Here is a 17499-nt window from a genome sequence, read left to right as displayed (position 1 = left end):
CCGGTGACCGCGCTGCCACAGCCGTCGGCGGCCCCGGGCGGGGGCGGGCTCCGGCACCCGGACGGGCACGTGCGCTACCCGGACGACCTGGTGGAACGCTACTGCGAGGCCGGATTCTGGCGGCCCGAGACGCTCGGCGACCTGTTGCGCACCCACGCCCGACGGCGGCCCGCCCGGCCCGCGCTGGTGGCGGACGGGCGGGTCACGGACTACGGCGAGCTGGACGCGGCCGCCGACCGGCTGGCCGGCCGGCTCGCGCTGCTGGGGATCGCCGCCGGTGACCGGGTCGTGGTGCAGCTGCCCAACTGCACGGAATTCGTACTTGTTCTCTTTGCATTTTTTCGAATGGGAGCCGTCCCGGTGCTCGCGCTTCCGACGCACCGGAAGAATGAGATCGACCAGCTGTGTAGGATGACCGGAGCGGTCGGCTACACAATCCCCGGAAGAGGGCACGAGGCCGACTCCGGTTTCGATTACACGGCCCTCGCCGAGGCCGTACGCACCGACAATCCCGGGCTGCGGCACGTCCTGCTCACCCGGACATCCGCCGGGACATCCGGTGCGGCGGCGGAAAGCGCACCGGACGAGGCATTCACCCTGCTGGACGGCGGCCGCCACCGCGCATTGCCGTCCGGCGGAACGCCGCCCGCACCCGCCCGTCCCGACCCGGCGGCCGTCGCACTGCTCCTGCTCTCCGGCGGGACGACCGGCGCCGCGAAGCTGATCCCCCGGACCCACCGGGACTACGCCTACAACCTGCGGGCCAGCGCCCGGCTCTGCGGGCTGGACGACCGGAGCGTCTACCTGGCCGCGCTGCCGGCGGCGCACAACTTCGCCCTCGGCTGCCCGGGAGTCCTCGGGACGCTGTCGGCCGGCGGCACCGTCGTGCTGGCCCCGGACGCCGGGCCCGACCGGGCCTTCGCGCTGATCGAGCGCGAACGGGTGACGGTGTCCGCGCTCACCCCGCCGCTGCTGGCGCTCTGGCTGGCCGAGGCCGAGTGGACGGGCGCCGACCTGTCGAGCCTCGCGCTGCTCCAGGTCGGCGGCGCCCGGCTGGGCCGGGCGGCGGCGGAGCGGGTGCGGCCCGGGCTCGGCTGCCGCCTCCAGCAGGTGTTCGGGATGGCCGAGGGCCTGCTCTGCTTCACCCGGCCCGAGGATCCCGACGAGACCGTGCTGTCCACCCAGGGCCGTCCGCTCTCCGCCGGGGACGAACTCCGGGTGGTCGACGCCGCCGGCCGCGAGGTCCGGCCCGGCGAGGTGGGGCAGCTCCTGACCCGTGGTCCGTACACCGTCCGGGGCTACTACCGGGCGCCCGAGACCGACGCCACCGCCTTCACCGCGGACGGCTACTACCGGACGGGCGACCTGGTGCGGATCACCCCCACCGGCCACCTGGTGGTCGAGGGGCGGGTCAAGGACGTCATCAACCGGGGCGGTGAGAAGGTGCCGGCCGCCGAGGTCGAGGACCACCTGCTGGCCCACCCCCTGGTAGCCCAGGTCGCACTGGTCGGCGTGCCCGACGCGCAGCTGGGCGAACGCAGTTGCGCGTTCGTGGTACCCCGGGCGGGTACGCCCGGCCGGGCCGAGCTGGCCGCATTCCTGCGGGCCAGGGGGCTGGCCGCCCACAAGCTGCCCGACCGGGTGGAGCTGGTGGCCGCCCTCCCGCGCACCGGCGCGGGCAAGGTCGACAAGCGCGCACTGGCCGCGCCCCTGGCCGCGGCAGAGCCCGCCGACCGCGCCGCGCGGTCGGCCCGAGAGCCGTCCAGGCTCTGTCCCGAGTGAGGAGAACGCCATGAGTCAGCGTCAGCACTACGCCGAGACCGAGGTCGACGCCCCGCACGACCCGCTGCTCACGGTCGCGCGGCTGGCCGCGCTGCACCGGGACGACAGCCACGTCGTCCACGAGCAGGGCGCGACCTGGCACTTCTGCGCGGGCGCGCTGGCGGAGATCACCGTCGACCGGCGGCAGGTCCACTACACCTGCGGCACCGACCGGCGCAGCATCCCGTGGACCCGCCGGCCGTTGGACGTCGTCGCCGACCTGCTCGAAGCGCTGCCGGTACGCCGCTGGCGTGCGTACGGCTGGGCCGGGTTCGAACTCGCCGAGGCCCAGGCGGGACGCCCCCCGGCCGCCGGGGCCGCACCGCTCCTGCACCTGGTCGTCCCGCGCGAGGAGGTACGGATCACCGCCGGCCGCGCGCTGCTGCGGACCACCGGCCCGGACGGGCCCGACCGGCTCGCCGCGCTGCTCGCCGGACCGGCGCCGGAGCGGGTCAGCGGGCAGCGCGGCATCGCGGGTCTGGACCTGGGCGTCGGCGCCGACCAGTACCTGAAGTCGGTCGCGGCGGCGGTCGACGAGATCGGCGCGGGCGCGTTCGAGAAGGTCGTGCTCAGCCGGGTCGTGCCGGTGCCGGCCGCGATCGACCTGGTCGCCACCTTCGTCCACGGCCGCCGCCACAACACGCCCGCCCGCTCCTTCCTGCTCAACCTCGGCGGCCTGCGCGCGGCCGGCTTCAGCCCGGAGCTGGTGGTGTCGGTCACGGCCGCCGGGCTGGTGCGGACCCAGCCGCTGGCCGGTACCCGGGCGCTCACCGCCTCCGCCGCCGAGAACCACCGCCTGCGCGAGGAGCTGCTCGCCGACGCGAAGGAGATCCACGAACACCAGATCTCGGTGACGGCCGCGTACGAGGAACTCGGCACGGTCTGCGAGCCCGGCACCGTCACGGTCGAGGAGCACATGGCCGTCCGGGAGCGCGGCACCGTCCAGCACCTGGCCTCCCGGCTCTCCGGCCTGCTCGCCCCCGGCCTGCGCAACTGGGACGCGTTCGCGGCGCTGTTCCCCGCGATCACCGTCTCGGGCATCCCCAAGTCCGCCGCCCTGGCGGCCGTCCGCGCGTACGAGCCGGTACCGCGCGAGATGTACGGCGGCGCGGTGCTCGCCGTCGACCACGACGGCGAGCTGGACGCGGCCCTGGTCCTGCGCGCCGTCTACCAACAGGCCGGACAGGTCTGGCTCCGCGCCGGCGCCGGGATCGTCCGCCAGTCCACCCCGGAACGCGAACTGGAGGAGACCTGCGAAAAGCTGCGCAGCATCGCCACCTACCTGATCCCGGCCCCTACCCCCTGATTCCCCGGCGCTCACCCCCACCGCCCCAGGGGCGCCAGGTCAGTGACCCACGACCGCGTAGCGGTAGGCGCCCTCGGCCGCCGGCCGGTAGTCGGGCAGCCAGCACCCGAGCACCAGCCCGGACGGATAGAACATCGGTTCCGGCAGCGCGTCGAGCGCGAAGCGCTGCCACCCCGCACAGCTGTGCGGCTCGGTGACCTCGGCCGGGGCGTCCGTCGGCGGGGCGAGCACGGCGGCGGTCAGCCGGGGCCGGCCGAGCTGGTGGTCGAGCAGGACGGCGAGCACCCGCATCCGTCCGGCGGGCACCACCAGCCCGGTCTCCTCGGCGAGCTCGCGTGCCGCGGCCTGCTCGAAGGACTCGCCCGGCTGGTCCACCTTGCCGCCGGGCAGCCCCCAGCTCGGCGTCTCACCCGCGGTGATCCGCCGGCCGAGGAGCACCCGTCCGTCGGTGGTGGGCACGATCACGCCGGCGCCGAGCACGGGTGCCATCGGTCGGTCCTCCTAGGGGGGCTTACCAGGGGGAGGGGGCGAAGTCCTTCAGGAAGCAGCCGTACAGGTCCTCGCCCTGCTCGCCCCGGACGATCGGGTCGTAGACCCGCGCCGCGCCGTCGACCAGGTCGAGCGGGGCGTGGAAGCCCTCCTCGGCGAGGCGCATCTTGTCGGGGTGCGGGCGCTCGTCGGTGATCCAGCCGGTGTCGACGGCGGTCATCAGGATGCCGTCGGTCTCCAGCATCTCCTTGGCGCTGGTGCGGGTGAGCATGTTCAGCGCGGCCTTGGCCATGTTGGTGTGCGGGTGCCCGGCGCCCTTGTACGCGCGGCTGAACTGGCCCTCCATCGCGGAGACGTTCACCACGTACTTGCGGCGGGCCGGGGAGGCCGCCATCGCCGGGCGCAGGCGGCTGACCAGCACGAACGGCGCGGTGACGTTGCAGAGCTGGACTTCCAGCAGCTCGATCGGGTCGACCTCGCTGACGGTCTGGACCCAGGTGTTGGTCGCGGCCAGGTCGGGGACCAGACCGCCGGCGTCGATCGCCGTCCCGGCCTCGATCCGGGCCGGCGAGGCCGAGCCGGTGACCAGCGCGAGGGCCGTCACGTCCTCGGCGGTGAGCGCTTCGTGCGCGCCGGAGGACTGGCCGGGCAGCGCCGGGCGGTCCACGGTGCCGCTGCCGAAGCTGCCGATCACCACGGCGGGGGGCAGCTCGCCGGCGGGCAGCGGGGCGGACTCGGCGGCGATCAGCTCGCTGTACGCCTTCGGCGAGCGGCGCACGGTCTGCGCGGCGTTGTTGATCAGGATGTCCAGCGGGCCGTCGGCCGCGACGGTGTCGGCGAGCGCGACGACCTGGGCCGGGTCGCGCAGGTCGATCCCGATGATCTTCAGGCGGTGCAGCCAGTCGGCGCTGTCCGGCATCGCCTTGAAGCGGCGGATCGCGTCGTTCGGGAAGCGGGTGGTGATCGTGGTGTGGGCACCGTCACGCAGCAGGCGCAGCGCGATGTACATCCCGATCTTCGCCCGGCCGCCGGTGAGCAGCGCGCGGCGGCCGGTCAGGTCGGCCTTCTCGTCGCGGCGGGCCCGGTTCTGCTTCGCGCACGGCGGGCAGAGCTGGTGGTAGAAGGCGTCCACCTCGACGTAGCGGGTCTTGCAGGTGTAGCAGGAGCGCGGACGCTCCAGGATGCCGGCGATCTCCGTGGTGGTGGCGGTGGTCAGGCCGAAGGCGCCCGCCGTCTCGTCGTCGATCCGGCCCGGTGCGCCGGTGGCCGTGGCGGCCGTCACCGCGCGGTCGTTGGCGGTCTTGCGGGCGCGGGTCTCCTGGCGGCGGCGCTGCTTGAGCGTCCGGAAGACGCCACCGACGGCCATCCGGACGGTGATCGCGTCCGGGTGGTCCACGTCCAGCTCGTTCAGCTCGGCGAGCACGTCGAGGAAGAGCTCCAGCCGCTCCGGGGCGATGCCCGGGCCGTGCTCGGTCTCGGCCTCTGCCGTCTGCTCCGACCGTTCGGTCTGGATCTCTTCGGTGATCTGGATGTCCTCGCCCGCCGTCATGCCCGCAACTGCTTCCTCGTCCGCCCTGCCTGGTTTAAGGGTGAACTCTACGGAGTGCCGGGCGGGTCGCCAAACGAGTAATGACCGGAAAGCTCTTGTGTCCATTACCGGCAACCCCTAAAGTCGGTAACAGATGAAGTGCCAATGCACCTCTTACTGATCCCGTTACCGATCCCGTTCCGATCCAGGGGGAAGAGCCATGACCGACCAGAAGCACTGGGACAGCTGGCAGCGCAGCTGGGACCGCCAGCAGGAGTGGTACCTGCCGGACCGCGAGGAGCGGTTCCGGGTGATGCTCGACCTGGTCGAGGCCGTCGGCGGCCCCCGGCCGCGCGTGCTCGACCTCGCCTGCGGCACCGCGAGCATCAGCGAGCGGCTGCTCGCCCGGCTGCCCGGTGCCGTCAGCGTCGGGGTGGACCTCGACCCGGCGCTGCTCGCCATCGCCGGCGGGCACTTCGCCGACGAGCCCCGGCTGACCCTGGTCACCGCCGACCTCCGGGACCCGGACTGGGCCGACGGGCTGCCGCCCGGCCCGTACGACGCGGTGGTGACCGCCACCGCACTGCACTGGCTCGCCACCGACGACCTGGTGCGCGTCTACGGCGACCTCGCCGCCCTGCTGCGCCCGGGCGGGGTGTTCCTCAACGCCGACCACACGCCGGAACCGGCCACCCCGCTGCTCAACGCCGCCGACCTGGCGTTCCAGCGCCGCCGCCGGCAGCGCGAGCGGGCCGAGGGCGTCCTGGACTGGGCCGACTGGTGGGCCGCCGCCGCGGCGGACCCGCTGCTCGCCGACCACGTCGCCGCCCGCTCGGAGATCTACCGCGCGCACCGGGACGGCGACACGCACCCGGCCTCCTGGCACACGGCCCGGCTGGTCGAAGCCGGGTTCCGGGAGGCCGGGGTCGCCTGGCGGTCCGTCACCGACTCGCTGGTCGCGGCCGTGCGCTGACCGTCAGCCCGTCGGCGGCGGCCCCGTGCCCGGCCCCGCTCCCGGACCCGGCTGCGCGCCGCCGCGGAGTTCGGCCAGCCGCTGTCGGTAGTCGTCGATCTCGATCTCACCGCGCGCCAGGCGGTCGGCCAGCACCTGCTCGGGGGAGCGGTGCTGGTCGGCCGCGGGCGGCGGCCAGTGTGCCGCCGGTCCCGGCTTCACGGACCGGTGCGACCAGGCGCGCCAGACCAGCACCAGAACGGCGATCAGCACCAGCCACAGCAGCACCATCGTGATACCGAACGGGACCCACCCCCACCCGCCGTGATGCCCGAAGTGCCCGTAGTGCCTCATTCCTCGCTCACCTGCCACCGGCGCCGGCCGACTGCCGCCCGGCACCGCGCTCGTCCTCCACCACCGCCCCGGAGCCCGGCCGACCCCACGTACGAGTGGTCTACCTCTACGTATACGCCCAGCAATTAAGAGCAGCGTTAAAACCGCCCTGCCTGTTCACCTGAGGGGGTCGGGTTGCCCCAAGGGGCGCGTGGGGGTACCTCCCGGCCGAAGGCTGGGGGAGAACTGCGCGAAGCCGGAAGCAACGGCCGCCGCACCCTCCCGCCCCGCCCGCTCACCTGAACACCTAGCCGCGCGCGACCGGGAGCCGGTCCAGTTCCATCCCGAACAGCGTTCGACAGGCGTCGAGCGCCGCCGCCTCGTCGAGGTCCCGTTCCTCGCGCTCGCCGTCCGTGCTGCGGATCAGCCGGGTGCCGGTCAGTGAGACCCGGCCCGACTCGGTGAGGCGTGAGCAGAGGGTGGCGCGGGCGAAGGGCGAGTCGGGAGACGTGCTGTGCCACCAGCAGGTCGGGACGAAGTCGGAGAGCGCGTACGGGCGCGGGTCGAGCCGGTACTGCGGCTTGCCGTCCAGCAGGACGTCGAGTTCCTCGCCGTGCTCGACCACCGTGAAGACGCCGCCCGGGTCGGTCTGCGGTTCGCGCAGGTCCAGCCGCAGCGGCTGGACGCTGAATCGTCCGAAGCCGACATCGACCAGCCACGGCGTGTCCGTGTCACCCGTGCCATCCGTGCGGTCCGCTCCGCCGGGCCCGTCCGGCCCGTCCCGCTCGTCCAGCCGGACCCGCAGTGCCAGGTGGTCGAACGGCGGTCCGGGGACCGGCCCGTTGATGACCCGGGCGGCGAGCAGGTCGACCCGGTAGCCGAGCGCCGTGAGCAGTGCGGCGAAGGCGCCGTTGAGTTCGTAGCAGAAGCCCCCGCGCCGCCGGTCGACCAGCTTGGCCAGCAGTGACGCTTCGTCCAGCAGTACCGGCTCGCCGAGGTGGATGCTCAGGTTCTCGAACGGCACGGTCAGCAGGTGGGCCCGTTGCAGTCGCCGCAGGGCCGCCAGATCGGGCCGGCCGGGGCGCTCCGCGCCGATCCGGTCCAGGTAGGACTCCAACCGGGACTCCTCCACGAGCTGCTCCTTGATCCTCGTCAGGGCGGACCGGATCGTCCCCGTCCGCTTTCGGTACTTTCCCACAGGCCGACGGGCCGGTTCCGGCGGCCGGAGCGCAAGGTGATTTCAGATCCCGGCCAGGGCAACGGACTTGGCACTCCTCGTGGCCTCGGGTGCCGAGGTTCGGTTACGTAGCGTTGCGGATCCGACGGTCGTGCCGACCCGCGCTACGGGCGTCACACGCTGTCCCGGGCCGATGCTGCGGCCACGACCTTCCGGCCGGTCCGAGGGTTCGGCGGCCATGGCCGGGCAACTTCCAGCACATCCAGCCGATTTGAGCAAGTGTCAATTCATCTGAACCTCTCCGAAACTCGGAGCAGGGCGTTTGTACGATGATCTTGACGCTGCTTGATCGCCTGTGCCAAAGTCAGCGCGCCGCAGGGCCGCAGTTCACAGCAGGCCGCGCTGCGGCCCCAACCGCCTTCCCGGCGGCGAGCTTCCGCCAATTCTCCGTCCAGGGCCGTACGCGGGATCGGGCGCACTCTCGTCACCGTCAGTGACCGACGGCCGGGCATCGCAGCCCCCCTCGACGCCTTCACCGCGCCACGCGCGGCACACTCCTCTGCCACGCTCCACGTCACCGCAAGGAACCACCATGGGCAAGATCGCCGTACTCACCAACGACCTGCAGGCCGACGTGGTCCACAAGACCCCCGAGCGGACGGCCGCCATGGCGGGTGCCCAGCCGCACTTCGTGCAGTTCCTCGACGAGATCCGCCGTCGCGGACACGCCGTCTACCACCTCCAGCTGGTCAACCTGCCGGACGACCCGAACGTGGAGCGCGACCTCGACGGCACCCTCCCGCTGCAGCGCGGCTCCGAGGGCGCGGCCATCCTGGCCGACTTCTTCGACCCGTCCGACGTGACGGTGGAGAAGAACAAGGACAGCGGTTTCTACGAGACCGAGCTGCACGACCGGCTCCAGGAGGCCGGTATCGACACGGTCCTGGTCACCGGCCTGCAGACCCAGATCTGTGTGCAGACCACCGCCGCCGACGCGTTCTTCCGCGGCTACAACGTCTGGGTCCCGTCCGACTGCGTCGTCTCCGGGAACCCGGAGGACCGTGACCGCGCCCTGGAGTGGCTGGGCGGCTACTGCGCCACGGTGGCCGACTCCGCCGAGATCCTCGCCGTCCTCGACGCCCAGGGCGAGCTGCCCCGCAAGGTCGTCAAGATCCTTCCGTAGCACCCCCTTCCCCGTCCGTCGGCCCCTCTCCCCCTGACGTCCTGAAGGGACACCAGATGACCAGCTCGGCACCCGACCTCGGTGAGGTCGTCCTCGACCACGGCAGTGGGGCGCAGCTCAGCCACGATCTGATCTCGCTGATCGTGGAGACCCTCGGCGACGTCTACATCGGCGAGATGGAGGACAGCGCGATGCTCCCCGTCACCGGCGGGCAGATCGCGATGACCACCGACTCCTTCGTCGTCGACCCGCCGTTCTTCGGCAACGGCGACATCGGCAAGATCGCGGTCTGCGGCACGGTCAACGACCTCGCGGTGGTGGGCTCCAAGCCGACCTACCTGACGCTGGGCATGATCCTGGAGACCGGCCTGCCGATCGCGAAGCTGGTGCAGGTGCTCACCTCGATCCGGGAGACGGCCAGGGAGGCCGGGGTCCAGATCGTCTGCGGCGACACCAAGGTGGTGCGCAAGGGCGAGGCGGACCAGATCTACCTGAACACCGCGGGCGTCGGCCTGTTCGAGCGCACCCCGCTGCGGATGCGCGACGTCCGGGCCGGCGACCGGGTCATCCTCAGCGGCCCGATCGGCAACCACACCGTGCACCTGCTGTCGATCCGCGAGGGCCTCGGCTTCGAGCAGCGCGTGCTCAGCGACTGCGCGCCGTTGAACGGCCTGCTGGACAGCCTGTTCGACCAGGCCCCGGAGGGCTCCGTGCACTCCGTCCGCGACGTCACCCGGGGCGGCCTGGCCGCCGTGCTGCACGAGTACGCGGCCGCCAGCGGCCGCACCATCCGGATCGAGCAGGCCGCGCTGCCCATCCAGCACGAGACCGTGATGGCGATGGACATGCTGGGCATCAACCCGATCCACGCCGCGAACGAGGGCTGCGTCGCCCTGTTCGTGGACCCGGCCGCCGAGCAGGAGGTGCTGGCCGCGCTCCGCTCGCACCGCTACGGCGTCGACGCCGTGACGATCGGCGAGGTCACCGAGGAGGCCGAGGTGCTGGTGCTGATGCGCGACGCCGACGGCCGGGACTCGGTGATCGAGGAGCTCCAGGGCTCCGAGCTCCCGCGGCTCTGCTGAGCCGGGGCAGACCGTGCAGAACAGCGAACCGCCGGTCCGCCGGCGCATCCGGGTCACCGGCGTGGTGCAGGGCGTGGGCTTCCGGCCCTTCGTCTACAAGCTGGCGCTGACCCACGAGTTGACCGGATGGGTGCTCAACGACCCCGAAGGCGTGCTGATCGAGGTCACCGGCCGGGCCGGCGCGCTGCGCCGGTTCGGCGCGGAGCTGACCACCGGGGCCCCGCCGCAGGCGCGGGTCGACGAGGTCCTGGTGACGGAGCTGCCGGGGCTCGACCCGCAGGCGGACGGCTTCACCATCCGGGAGAGCACGCACGAGGGCCGCCGGGTGACGGTCGTCCCCCCGGACGCCCACGTGTGCGCCGACTGCCTCGCCGAGCTGCGCGACCCGGCGGACCGGCGGTACCGCTACCCGTTCATCAACTGCACCAACTGCGGGCCGCGTTACTCCATCGTGCGGCAGCTGCCGTACGACCGCGCGCAGACCACCATGGCGGCCTTCACCATGTGCGGTCCGTGCGGCCGGGAGTACCGCGACCCGCTGGACCGCCGCTACCACGCGCAGCCCAACGCCTGCCCGGCCTGCGGCCCCCGGCTGCTGCTGGCCGACCCGGACGGCGGCCGGTGGGACGGCGAGGACGCGCTCGCGGGTGCGGCGCGGGCCCTGGCGGCCGGCCGGATCGTCGCGGTGAAGAGCGTCGGCGGGTTCCACCTGGCCGTGGACGCCCGCAACCCGGAGGCGGTGGCCCGGCTGCGGGCCCGCAAGCGGCGGGACTCCAAGCCGTTCGCGGTGCTGGCCCGCGACCTGGCGACCGTCGCCGGCTTCGCGGACTTCGACCCGGCCGAGGCCGAGCTGCTGGAGTCCTCGGCCCGTCCGATCGTGCTGGTCCGCAAGCGGGCCGGCGGCCTGCCCGAGACGGTCGCCCCGCGCAACCCCAACCTCGGCGTGATGCTGCCCTCCGCCCCCCAGCACCACCTGCTGGTGGACCGGGAGGATCTGGACGCGCTGGTCATGACCAGCGGCAACGTGTCGGGCTACCCGATCGCGTACCGCAACGAGGACGCGCTGGCGCAGCTCTTCGGCATCGCCGACCTGATCCTGTTCAACGACCGCGAGATCGAGACCCGGGTCGACGACTCGCTGGTGCGCTACTCGGCCCACCCGGAGCTGGACCGGCCGGTGGTCAGCTTCCTGCGCCGGGCCCGCGGCTACGCGCCGTACCCGGTCGAGGTCGGCGTCGAGCTGGCGCCGCTGGTCGCGTACGGGGCCGAGCTGAAGACCACGGTGGCGCTGGCCGGCGGCACCCGGGTCTACCTCAGCCAGCACATCGGCGACCTGAAGAACGACGAGACCTTCGAGTCGCACCGGGAGACCGCCCGGCACCTCGCCGCGCTGCACGAGCTGACGCCCCGGCACGCGGCGGTCGACCTGCACCCGCAGTTCCGGGCCACCCGGTTCGCGCTGGCGGAGCAGGGCGGCGCGTTCGGCCGGGTGCTCCAGGTGCAGCACCACCACGCGCACATGGCGTCCTGCATGGCGGAGAACCGGCTGACCGGCCGCACCCTCGGGGTGGTCTTCGACGGCGCTGGGTACGGCGTGGACGGCACCACCTGGGGCGGGGAGTTCCTGCTCGGCACGTACCGCGAGGTACGCCGGGCCGCGCACCTGCGCCCGGTACCGCTGCTCGGCGGCGACCGCGCGGTGAAGGAGCCGGTCAGGACCGGCTTCGCCCTGGCCCTGGACGCCCTCGACGGTGACACCGCCGCCGTCGTCGCGGCCTTCCCCGTGCTGGAGCTGCTCGACGAGCAGCAGCGGCACGTGTTCGGCGCCATGGCGCGACGCGGCATCAATGCGCCGCTCGCGTCGAGCATGGGTCGGCTGTTCGACGGCGTCGCCGCCCTGCTGGGCGTCACCACGCACGCCGAGTACGAGGCGCAGGGCCCGATCGAGCTGGAGGGGCTGCTCGGGCGCGACCTGGCGATGTCCGCTCCGGCGGAGCGCTACCGGTTCGGCTGCGAGGACACGGCCGAGGTGCCCGAGATCGACCCCCGGCCGGTGGTGCGGGCCGTCGCCGCCGACCTGGCGGCGGGCGTCGACACCGCGACCGTCGCCCGGCGGTTCCACTCCGCCGTGGTGGACATGGTGGTGGACCGCTGCCGGGCGATCGCCGCGGCCGAGGGCGGGACACGCCAGGTGGTGCTCTCCGGCGGGGTGTTCCTCAACGAGTTCCTGCTGGTCAACTGCCTGGTGGAGCTGGGCCGCGCCGGGTTCGACGCGTACTGCCACCGGCAGGTGCCGACCAACGACGGCGGTATCGCGCTGGGCCAGGTCATGGTCGCCGACGCGATGCTGGCCGACCCCCGGACCGAGGGGCCGGGCCGGTGACCGGCCGGGAGCGGCACGATCCGCCGGAGCTCCTGGTGGTGCTGCACCGCTGGCGCGACGGGCACGCCCGCTACACCGACTACCTCGACCACGAGGCGTACCGGGTCGGCTATGTGACGACGGAGCTGGGACGGGCCGCCGTCCCCGGGGCCGCCGCCGCGGTGGCGGTCGTCGCGGCCACCGAGGACCTGGCCGAGGTCAGGGCCGCGGTGGCCGGGCTGGCCGAGCGGTTCGGGCCGGTCCGGCGGCTGGTGGCGCTCAACGAGGGCGACCTCGACACCGCCGCCGAGCTGCGGGCCGAGCTGGGCCTGCCCGGGCAGCGGCCCGAGGACCTGGAGCGCTTCCGGGACAAGCTGACGATGGTCGCGCTGGCCGACCGGGCGGGCCTGCGGGTGCCCGCCTACGCGGACGCCCCGGACGCGGCCGCCGTCCGGGAGTTCGGCGAGCGGCACGGCTGGCCCGTGGTGGTCAAGCCGCGACGCGGCACCGCCAGCCGTGGCGTCGCCGTGCTGCGCGGCCCCGCCGACCTGGAGCGGCTCGGCGGGCTGCCCGCCGAACCGCTGCTGGTGCAGTCGTTCGTCGCCGACCCGGTCTTCCACCTGGACGGCCTGTGGACCGGTACCCGGCTGGGACCCTGGCGCGCCTCGCGCTACCTGAACACCTGCCGGGAGTTCACCGACGGGGCCTACCTCGGTTCGGTCGAGGTCGACGACCCGGCCCTGACCGGCCCGCTGGAGCGGTTCGCCGCGGGCGTCGGTGCCGCGCTGGGCGGCGGGCGGCCCTGGGTGTTCCACCTGGAGGCGTTCGTGGGCACCGGCCCGGACGGCGCTGTGCAGCCGACCTTCCTGGAGGCCGGCGCGCGGGTCGGCGGCGCGGAGATCCCGTTCGTCTGGCGCGAGGTGCACGGCGTCGACCTGATGGCGGCGGCGGTGGACGTCCAGCTCGACCGCGAGCCGGCCGCCGAGCCGCTGCGGGCCGGCGGGACGGCCGGCTGGCTGCTCCTGCCGCTGCCCGTCCCGCCGCCCTGCCGGGTGGCCGAGGCCGGGTGCGACCTCCCGCCGGGGGAGGGCCCGTACGCGCGGGTGGTCCCGGAGCGCGGCACCGTGCTGCCGAAGGTCGGCGGCTACGAGCACGTCGCCGCCCGCTTCCGGTTCCGCGGCACCTCCGAACAGGAGGTCGAGGCGGCGATCGCGAAGACCGCCGCCGCCTTCCGGATGCGCTGCGAGTCCCTCCCCACCTGATCCCCGGCCGCGCGACCGTCCCACGGCGGCAGCGGGCACCCGAACGACGAAAGGAAGCGGTGAGCAGCCGATGCGCGACAGGAAGAGCCGTCTCATAGTGGTGGGCAGCCGGTTGAAGGCCTACCGCGAGTACGCGATGGCCTCGCTGGCACGGGAGTACGAGATCGCTCTGGTGACGTCCCAGCCGATCACCTGGGAGGAGCGCTACATCTCCCTCTCCCGGGCCGCCGACACCACGGACGCCACCGCCCTGCGGGCCGCCGTCGAGGAACTCCTCACCGCGCCGACGACGCCGGACGCGCCGCAGGGCGTGGGCGAGGTCGGCCTGTACACCTGGGACGAGTCCTCGCTGACCGCCACCGCCGAGGTCGCCGAGCAGCTGGGCCTGCCCCACCTGTCCGCGAAGGCGGCCGCCGCCTGCCGCGACAAGTACGCCACCCGGACCCTGCTGGACCTCGCCGGGCTGCCGGGCGTGCGCCACCGCCTGGTGCACACCGCCGAGGACGCCGCCGCGGCCGCCGAGGCGATCGGGTACCCGGTGGTGCTCAAGCCGCGCGCGCAGGCGGGCAGCATGGGCGTCGTGGTGGTCCGCGACCCCGAGGCGCTGCGGGCCGCCCACGCGCAGGTCAGCGGCACCGCGCTGCCCGGCCTGCCGGCCGAATCGGGCGTGCTGGTCGAGGAGTTCCTCCAGGGGCCGGAGATCAGCATCGACAGCTGCGTCTTCGAGGGCGAGGCCGAACCGGTCTTCGTGGCACGCAAGCGGCTCGGCTTCGACCCGGGCTTCGAGGAGGTCGGACACCTGGTCGGCCCCTGGCGGCACGAGCCGTGGGCGGCCGAGGTCGCCGAACTCGTCCGGGCGGCGCACCGCGCGCTCGGAGTCGACCGGGGCGTCACCCACACCGAGATCCGGCTCACCCCCTCCGGCCCGCGCCTGATCGAGCTGAACGGCCGCCTCGGCGGCGACCTGATCCCGCACCTGGGCGCGCTCGCCACCGGCATCGACCTGCCGCTGGCCGCCGCCGACCTCGCCTTCGGCCGGTGCCCCGACCTCAGTGCCGCGCACGACCGCTGGGCCGAGGTCCGCTTCCTCTACCCGCCGCACGACGGGATCCTGGAGCGCCTGGAGCTGGGCGCGGCGGCCGAGGTGCCGGGGATCGCCGAGGTGGTCGTCCTCGCCGAGCCCGGCGCGGAGCTGCTGCTGCCGCCGAAGGCCCTCACCCCGCGCACCGCCGCCGTGATCGCCGTCACCGCCGACCGGGCCGGCTGCACCGCCGCACTGGACGCCGCCGAGGCCGAGGTGCGGCCCGTGCTGGGCGGTTCCCCGCTGGACGGGCTCGGCGCGCTGCTGGAGAACCCGGTCACCCGCCGCTACCTCGCCCTGGAGCGCGGCCTGGAGAACATGACCGTCCCCGGCGTCCGCAACGACTGGAACCGTTACGGGGCCGGCGGCGGGCAGTCGCTCAACCGCCCGGTGTTCCTGGCGACGGCCGACCGGCTGCGGCTGGAGGCCGACCTCAACGGCCTGTTCGAGCTGCTGACCACCATCCCCGACCGGCTGTTCGGCGGCGACCGCCGGGCCTTCGCCGAGGCCGTCGGCATGACGCCCACCCAGATCGACCTGGTGATGCGCGGGGCCGGCCTGCGGATGCCCGCGATGTCCCGCGCCGACATGTACCGCGAGCCGGCCGGCTTCAAGCTGATGGAGCTCAACACCGGCAGCTCGCTCGGCGGTTGGCAGATGGGCGAGTTCTCCCGCAGCGTGCGCGAGGACCGGGCCTTCGCCGCCTTCGCCGACGCCGAGGGCCTGGTCCACCCGGACCCGGTGGCCCAGATCGCCGCCGTGCTGCGCACCGAGGCCGCCGACGCGGGCTTCGACCTGCCGGAGCGCCCGGTGCTGGCGCTCACCGAGTGGCCCGACGGGTATGTCAAGACCAAGCCCTGGCTGGACTACGTGGTGCCCGACTGGCTGCGCAACGGCTTCGACACCGTGGTCTGCCACCTGGGCGAGTTCGACTACCGGGACGGCGTCCCGTACATCCACGGCCGCAAGGTCGACGTGGTGTACCGGATCTTCCTGCCCGGCGAGATGGCCGACGAGCAGCGCAGCTACGACCTGGTCGACCCGCTGCTGGACGCCGTCGAGGCGGGGCACACCTTCCTGTTCGCCGGGCTCGACTGCGAGCTGTACGGCAACAAGGGCAGCCTGGCGATGCTCAGCGACGAGCGCAACCGCGCCGCCCTCAGCACCGCCGAGCACGAGCTGGTCGAGCGGATCCTGCCGTGGACCAGGTTCCTGCGGGACGAGAAGGTCCAGCGGCACGGCGAGACCGTCGACCTGCTGCCGTACGTGCTGGCGCACAAGGACAGCCTGGCCCTCAAGCCCACCCTGCTCTACGGCGGGGTCGGGGTCGTCCCCGGCTGGTCGGTGACGCAGGAGGAGTGGGCCGCGCACATCGAGGGCGCCGTGGACGGGCCGTTCGTGGTCCAGGAGCGGGTGCTGCCGGTGGCCGAACGGTTCGTCGCCGACGGCGGCGGCGGGTTCGAGCGGATGGTCGTCGCGTACGGCGTCCTGATGGTCGGCTCCTCCTACGCCGGCATGCTGGTCCGCGGCACTCCCGACCCCGAGGTCGGCATCGTCAGCATGTCCAACGGAGCGCAGATCGGCTGCTGCTTCCACCCGGACGAGCGGGCCGGGGGCACCGCGTGAGGGCGCCCCGGTTCGACGGGCTGTGGCGGGACCGCGAGTTCCTGAAGCTCTGGTCGGGCGAGTCGGTCTCCCAGCTGGGCGCCCAGGTGACCCAGCTGGCCCTGCCGCTGGCCGCCGTCTACCAGCTCAAGGCCACCTCCACCCAGCTCGGTCTGCTCAACTCGGCCAGCTACGCGCCGTTCCTCGGCCTCACGCTCTTCATCGGGGTCTGGGTCGACCGGCGCCGCCGCCGGCCACTGATGATCATCGGCAACCTCGGCCGGGCGCTGCTGGTCGGCAGCGTGCCGCTCTGCGCCGCGCTCGGGATGCTGCGGATCGAGTACCTGTACCTGGCCGCGCTGGCGATCGGCACGCTGACCGTGCTGTTCGACATCTCCTACCAGTCCTACCTGCCCTCGCTGATCGAGCGGGAGCACCTGATGGAGGGCAACAGCAAGCTCCAGGCCACCAGTTCGATCGCCCAGGTCGGCGGGCCCGGCCTGGCCGGCCTGCTGGTCGGCCTGATCACGGCTCCGATGGCGCTGCTGGTCAACGCCTTCTCCTACCTGGTCTCGGTCGGCAGCCTGCTGGCGATCCGCCGCCCGGAGCCGCACCCCGCGCCGCCCGAGGAGCGCACCTCCACCGCGCGCAGCATCGCGGAGGGCCTGCGGGTGGTCTTCGGCAACGCCTCCATCCGGGCGATCGCCCTGGAGGCCGGCACCTACAACCTCTGCTGGATGTCGCTCCAGACCGTGTTCGTGCTGTACGCCGCCCGGCAGCTCGGCATGAGCCCCGGCACCATCGGCCTGCTGATGGGCGTCGGCGCGATCGGCTCGCTGCTCGGCGCGGTGGGCGCCGGGCCGCTCAAGCAGAAGCTGGGCCTGGGCCGCGCGGTGATGGCGGAGCTGGTGCTCTGCTGCGGCGCGCCGATCCTCGTCCCGCTGGCCCCCGGCCGGGGGCTGCTCTCGTACGCGATGTACGTGACCACCTTCGCGCTGTGCGGGCTCGGCTCGACCATGTCGACCATCCACGTGGTCAGCCTGCGCCAGGTGATCACCCCGGACCACCTGCTCGGCCGGGTCAACGCGGGCTGCCGGTTCATCGCCTGGGGCCCGCTGCCGCTCGGCGCGCTGCTCGGCGGCTACCTCGGCGACACGCTCGGGCTGCGGCCCACCCTCTACCTGACCGCCGTCGGGTTCCTGTTCGCGCTGCTCTGGGTCGCCTTCTCGCCGGTACCCGGCCTGAAGGACTTCCCCACCGACCTGCCGCACCAGCAGGCCGCCCCGGTCCCGGCCGACCAGCAGTCCTGACCGCCGCG

At 73.6% G+C, this 17499-nt stretch carries 13 protein-coding genes; 9 read left to right on the top strand and 4 right to left on the bottom strand.

What is annotated here, in order from left to right:
- Positions 1-3: 3 nt before the first annotated feature.
- Positions 4-1782 (top strand): (2,3-dihydroxybenzoyl)adenylate synthase, encoded by a 1779-nt coding sequence (locus ABD330_RS07640; RefSeq protein ID WP_344462170.1) that lies wholly within the window; start codon positions 4-6, stop codon positions 1780-1782.
- A 10-nt stretch (positions 1783-1792) separates the two neighbouring features.
- A complete protein-coding gene (locus tag ABD330_RS07635) occupies positions 1793-3127 on the top strand; it encodes a salicylate synthase (RefSeq protein ID WP_344462168.1) in 1335 nt (444 codons plus the stop codon).
- Positions 3128-3166: 39 nt separating this feature from the next.
- On the opposite strand, the gene ABD330_RS07630 is transcribed toward ABD330_RS07635, so the two are convergent.
- Entirely contained in the window at positions 3167-3616 is a 450-nt protein-coding gene (locus ABD330_RS07630; RefSeq protein ID WP_344462166.1) for a nucleotide triphosphate diphosphatase NUDT15, read from the bottom strand.
- Positions 3617-3638: 22 nt separating this feature from the next.
- Positions 3639-5165: an SDR family NAD(P)-dependent oxidoreductase gene (locus ABD330_RS07625; RefSeq protein WP_344462163.1), complete on the bottom strand. Its 1527-nt coding sequence runs from the start codon at positions 5163-5165 to the stop codon at positions 3639-3641.
- 199 nt (positions 5166-5364) lie between these two features.
- Here ABD330_RS07625 and ABD330_RS07620 point away from each other — a divergent pair, with 199 nt between their 5' ends.
- Positions 5365-6117 (top strand): class I SAM-dependent methyltransferase, encoded by a 753-nt coding sequence (locus tag ABD330_RS07620; protein WP_344462161.1) that lies wholly within the window; start codon positions 5365-5367, stop codon positions 6115-6117.
- Positions 6118-6120: 3 nt separating this feature from the next.
- Here the strand turns inward: ABD330_RS07620 and ABD330_RS07615 are convergent, their stop codons facing one another.
- Both ABD330_RS07615 and ABD330_RS07610 read right to left on the bottom strand, forming a co-directional pair.
- Positions 6121-6450 (bottom strand): SHOCT domain-containing protein, encoded by a 330-nt coding sequence (locus tag ABD330_RS07615; RefSeq protein WP_344462159.1) that lies wholly within the window; start codon positions 6448-6450, stop codon positions 6121-6123.
- Between the two features lie 286 nt (positions 6451-6736).
- Positions 6737-7561 (bottom strand): arylamine N-acetyltransferase family protein, encoded by an 825-nt coding sequence (locus tag ABD330_RS07610; RefSeq protein ID WP_344462157.1) that lies wholly within the window; start codon positions 7559-7561, stop codon positions 6737-6739.
- A gap of 637 nt (positions 7562-8198) precedes the next feature.
- On the opposite strand from ABD330_RS07610, the gene ABD330_RS07605 reads away from it, so the two are divergent.
- The 6 genes from ABD330_RS07605 to ABD330_RS07580 all read left to right on the top strand — a co-directional run bounded on the left by ABD330_RS07605 (position 8199) and on the right by ABD330_RS07580 (position 17491).
- Positions 8199-8789, top strand: coding sequence for a cysteine hydrolase family protein (locus tag ABD330_RS07605; RefSeq protein WP_344462155.1), 591 nt, complete (start codon positions 8199-8201; stop codon positions 8787-8789).
- A 56-nt stretch (positions 8790-8845) separates the two neighbouring features.
- Positions 8846-9871 (top strand): hydrogenase expression/formation protein HypE, encoded by a 1026-nt coding sequence (gene hypE, locus ABD330_RS07600; protein WP_344462153.1) that lies wholly within the window; start codon positions 8846-8848, stop codon positions 9869-9871.
- Between the two features lie 13 nt (positions 9872-9884).
- Positions 9885-12254: a carbamoyltransferase HypF gene (gene hypF / locus ABD330_RS07595; RefSeq protein WP_344462151.1), complete on the top strand. Its 2370-nt coding sequence runs from the start codon at positions 9885-9887 to the stop codon at positions 12252-12254.
- Positions 12251-13495, top strand: a complete 1245-nt coding sequence (locus ABD330_RS07590; RefSeq protein ID WP_344462149.1) for an ATP-grasp domain-containing protein — start codon at positions 12251-12253, stop codon at positions 13493-13495. The genes hypF and ABD330_RS07590 overlap by 4 nt, the downstream gene beginning before the upstream one ends.
- Positions 13496-13565: 70 nt before the next feature.
- Positions 13566-16202 carry an ATP-grasp domain-containing protein gene (locus ABD330_RS07585; protein ID WP_344462147.1) on the top strand — a complete coding sequence of 879 codons (2637 nt, stop codon included), beginning with the start codon at positions 13566-13568 and terminating at the stop codon, positions 16200-16202.
- On the top strand, positions 16199-17491 hold the full coding sequence (locus ABD330_RS07580) for an MFS transporter (protein ID WP_344462145.1): 1293 nt from the start codon (positions 16199-16201) through the stop codon (positions 17489-17491). Before ABD330_RS07585 ends, ABD330_RS07580 begins: the two co-directional genes overlap by 4 nt.
- Positions 17492-17499: the final 8 nt, after the last annotated feature.

The sequence above is a fragment of the Kitasatospora kazusensis genome (assembly GCF_039529945.1).
GTDB classification, from domain to species: domain Bacteria; phylum Actinomycetota; class Actinomycetes; order Streptomycetales; family Streptomycetaceae; genus Kitasatospora; species Kitasatospora kazusensis.
Note: the sequence above shows the minus strand (reverse complement) of the source record. Positions and strands in the feature narration are given on the sequence as shown.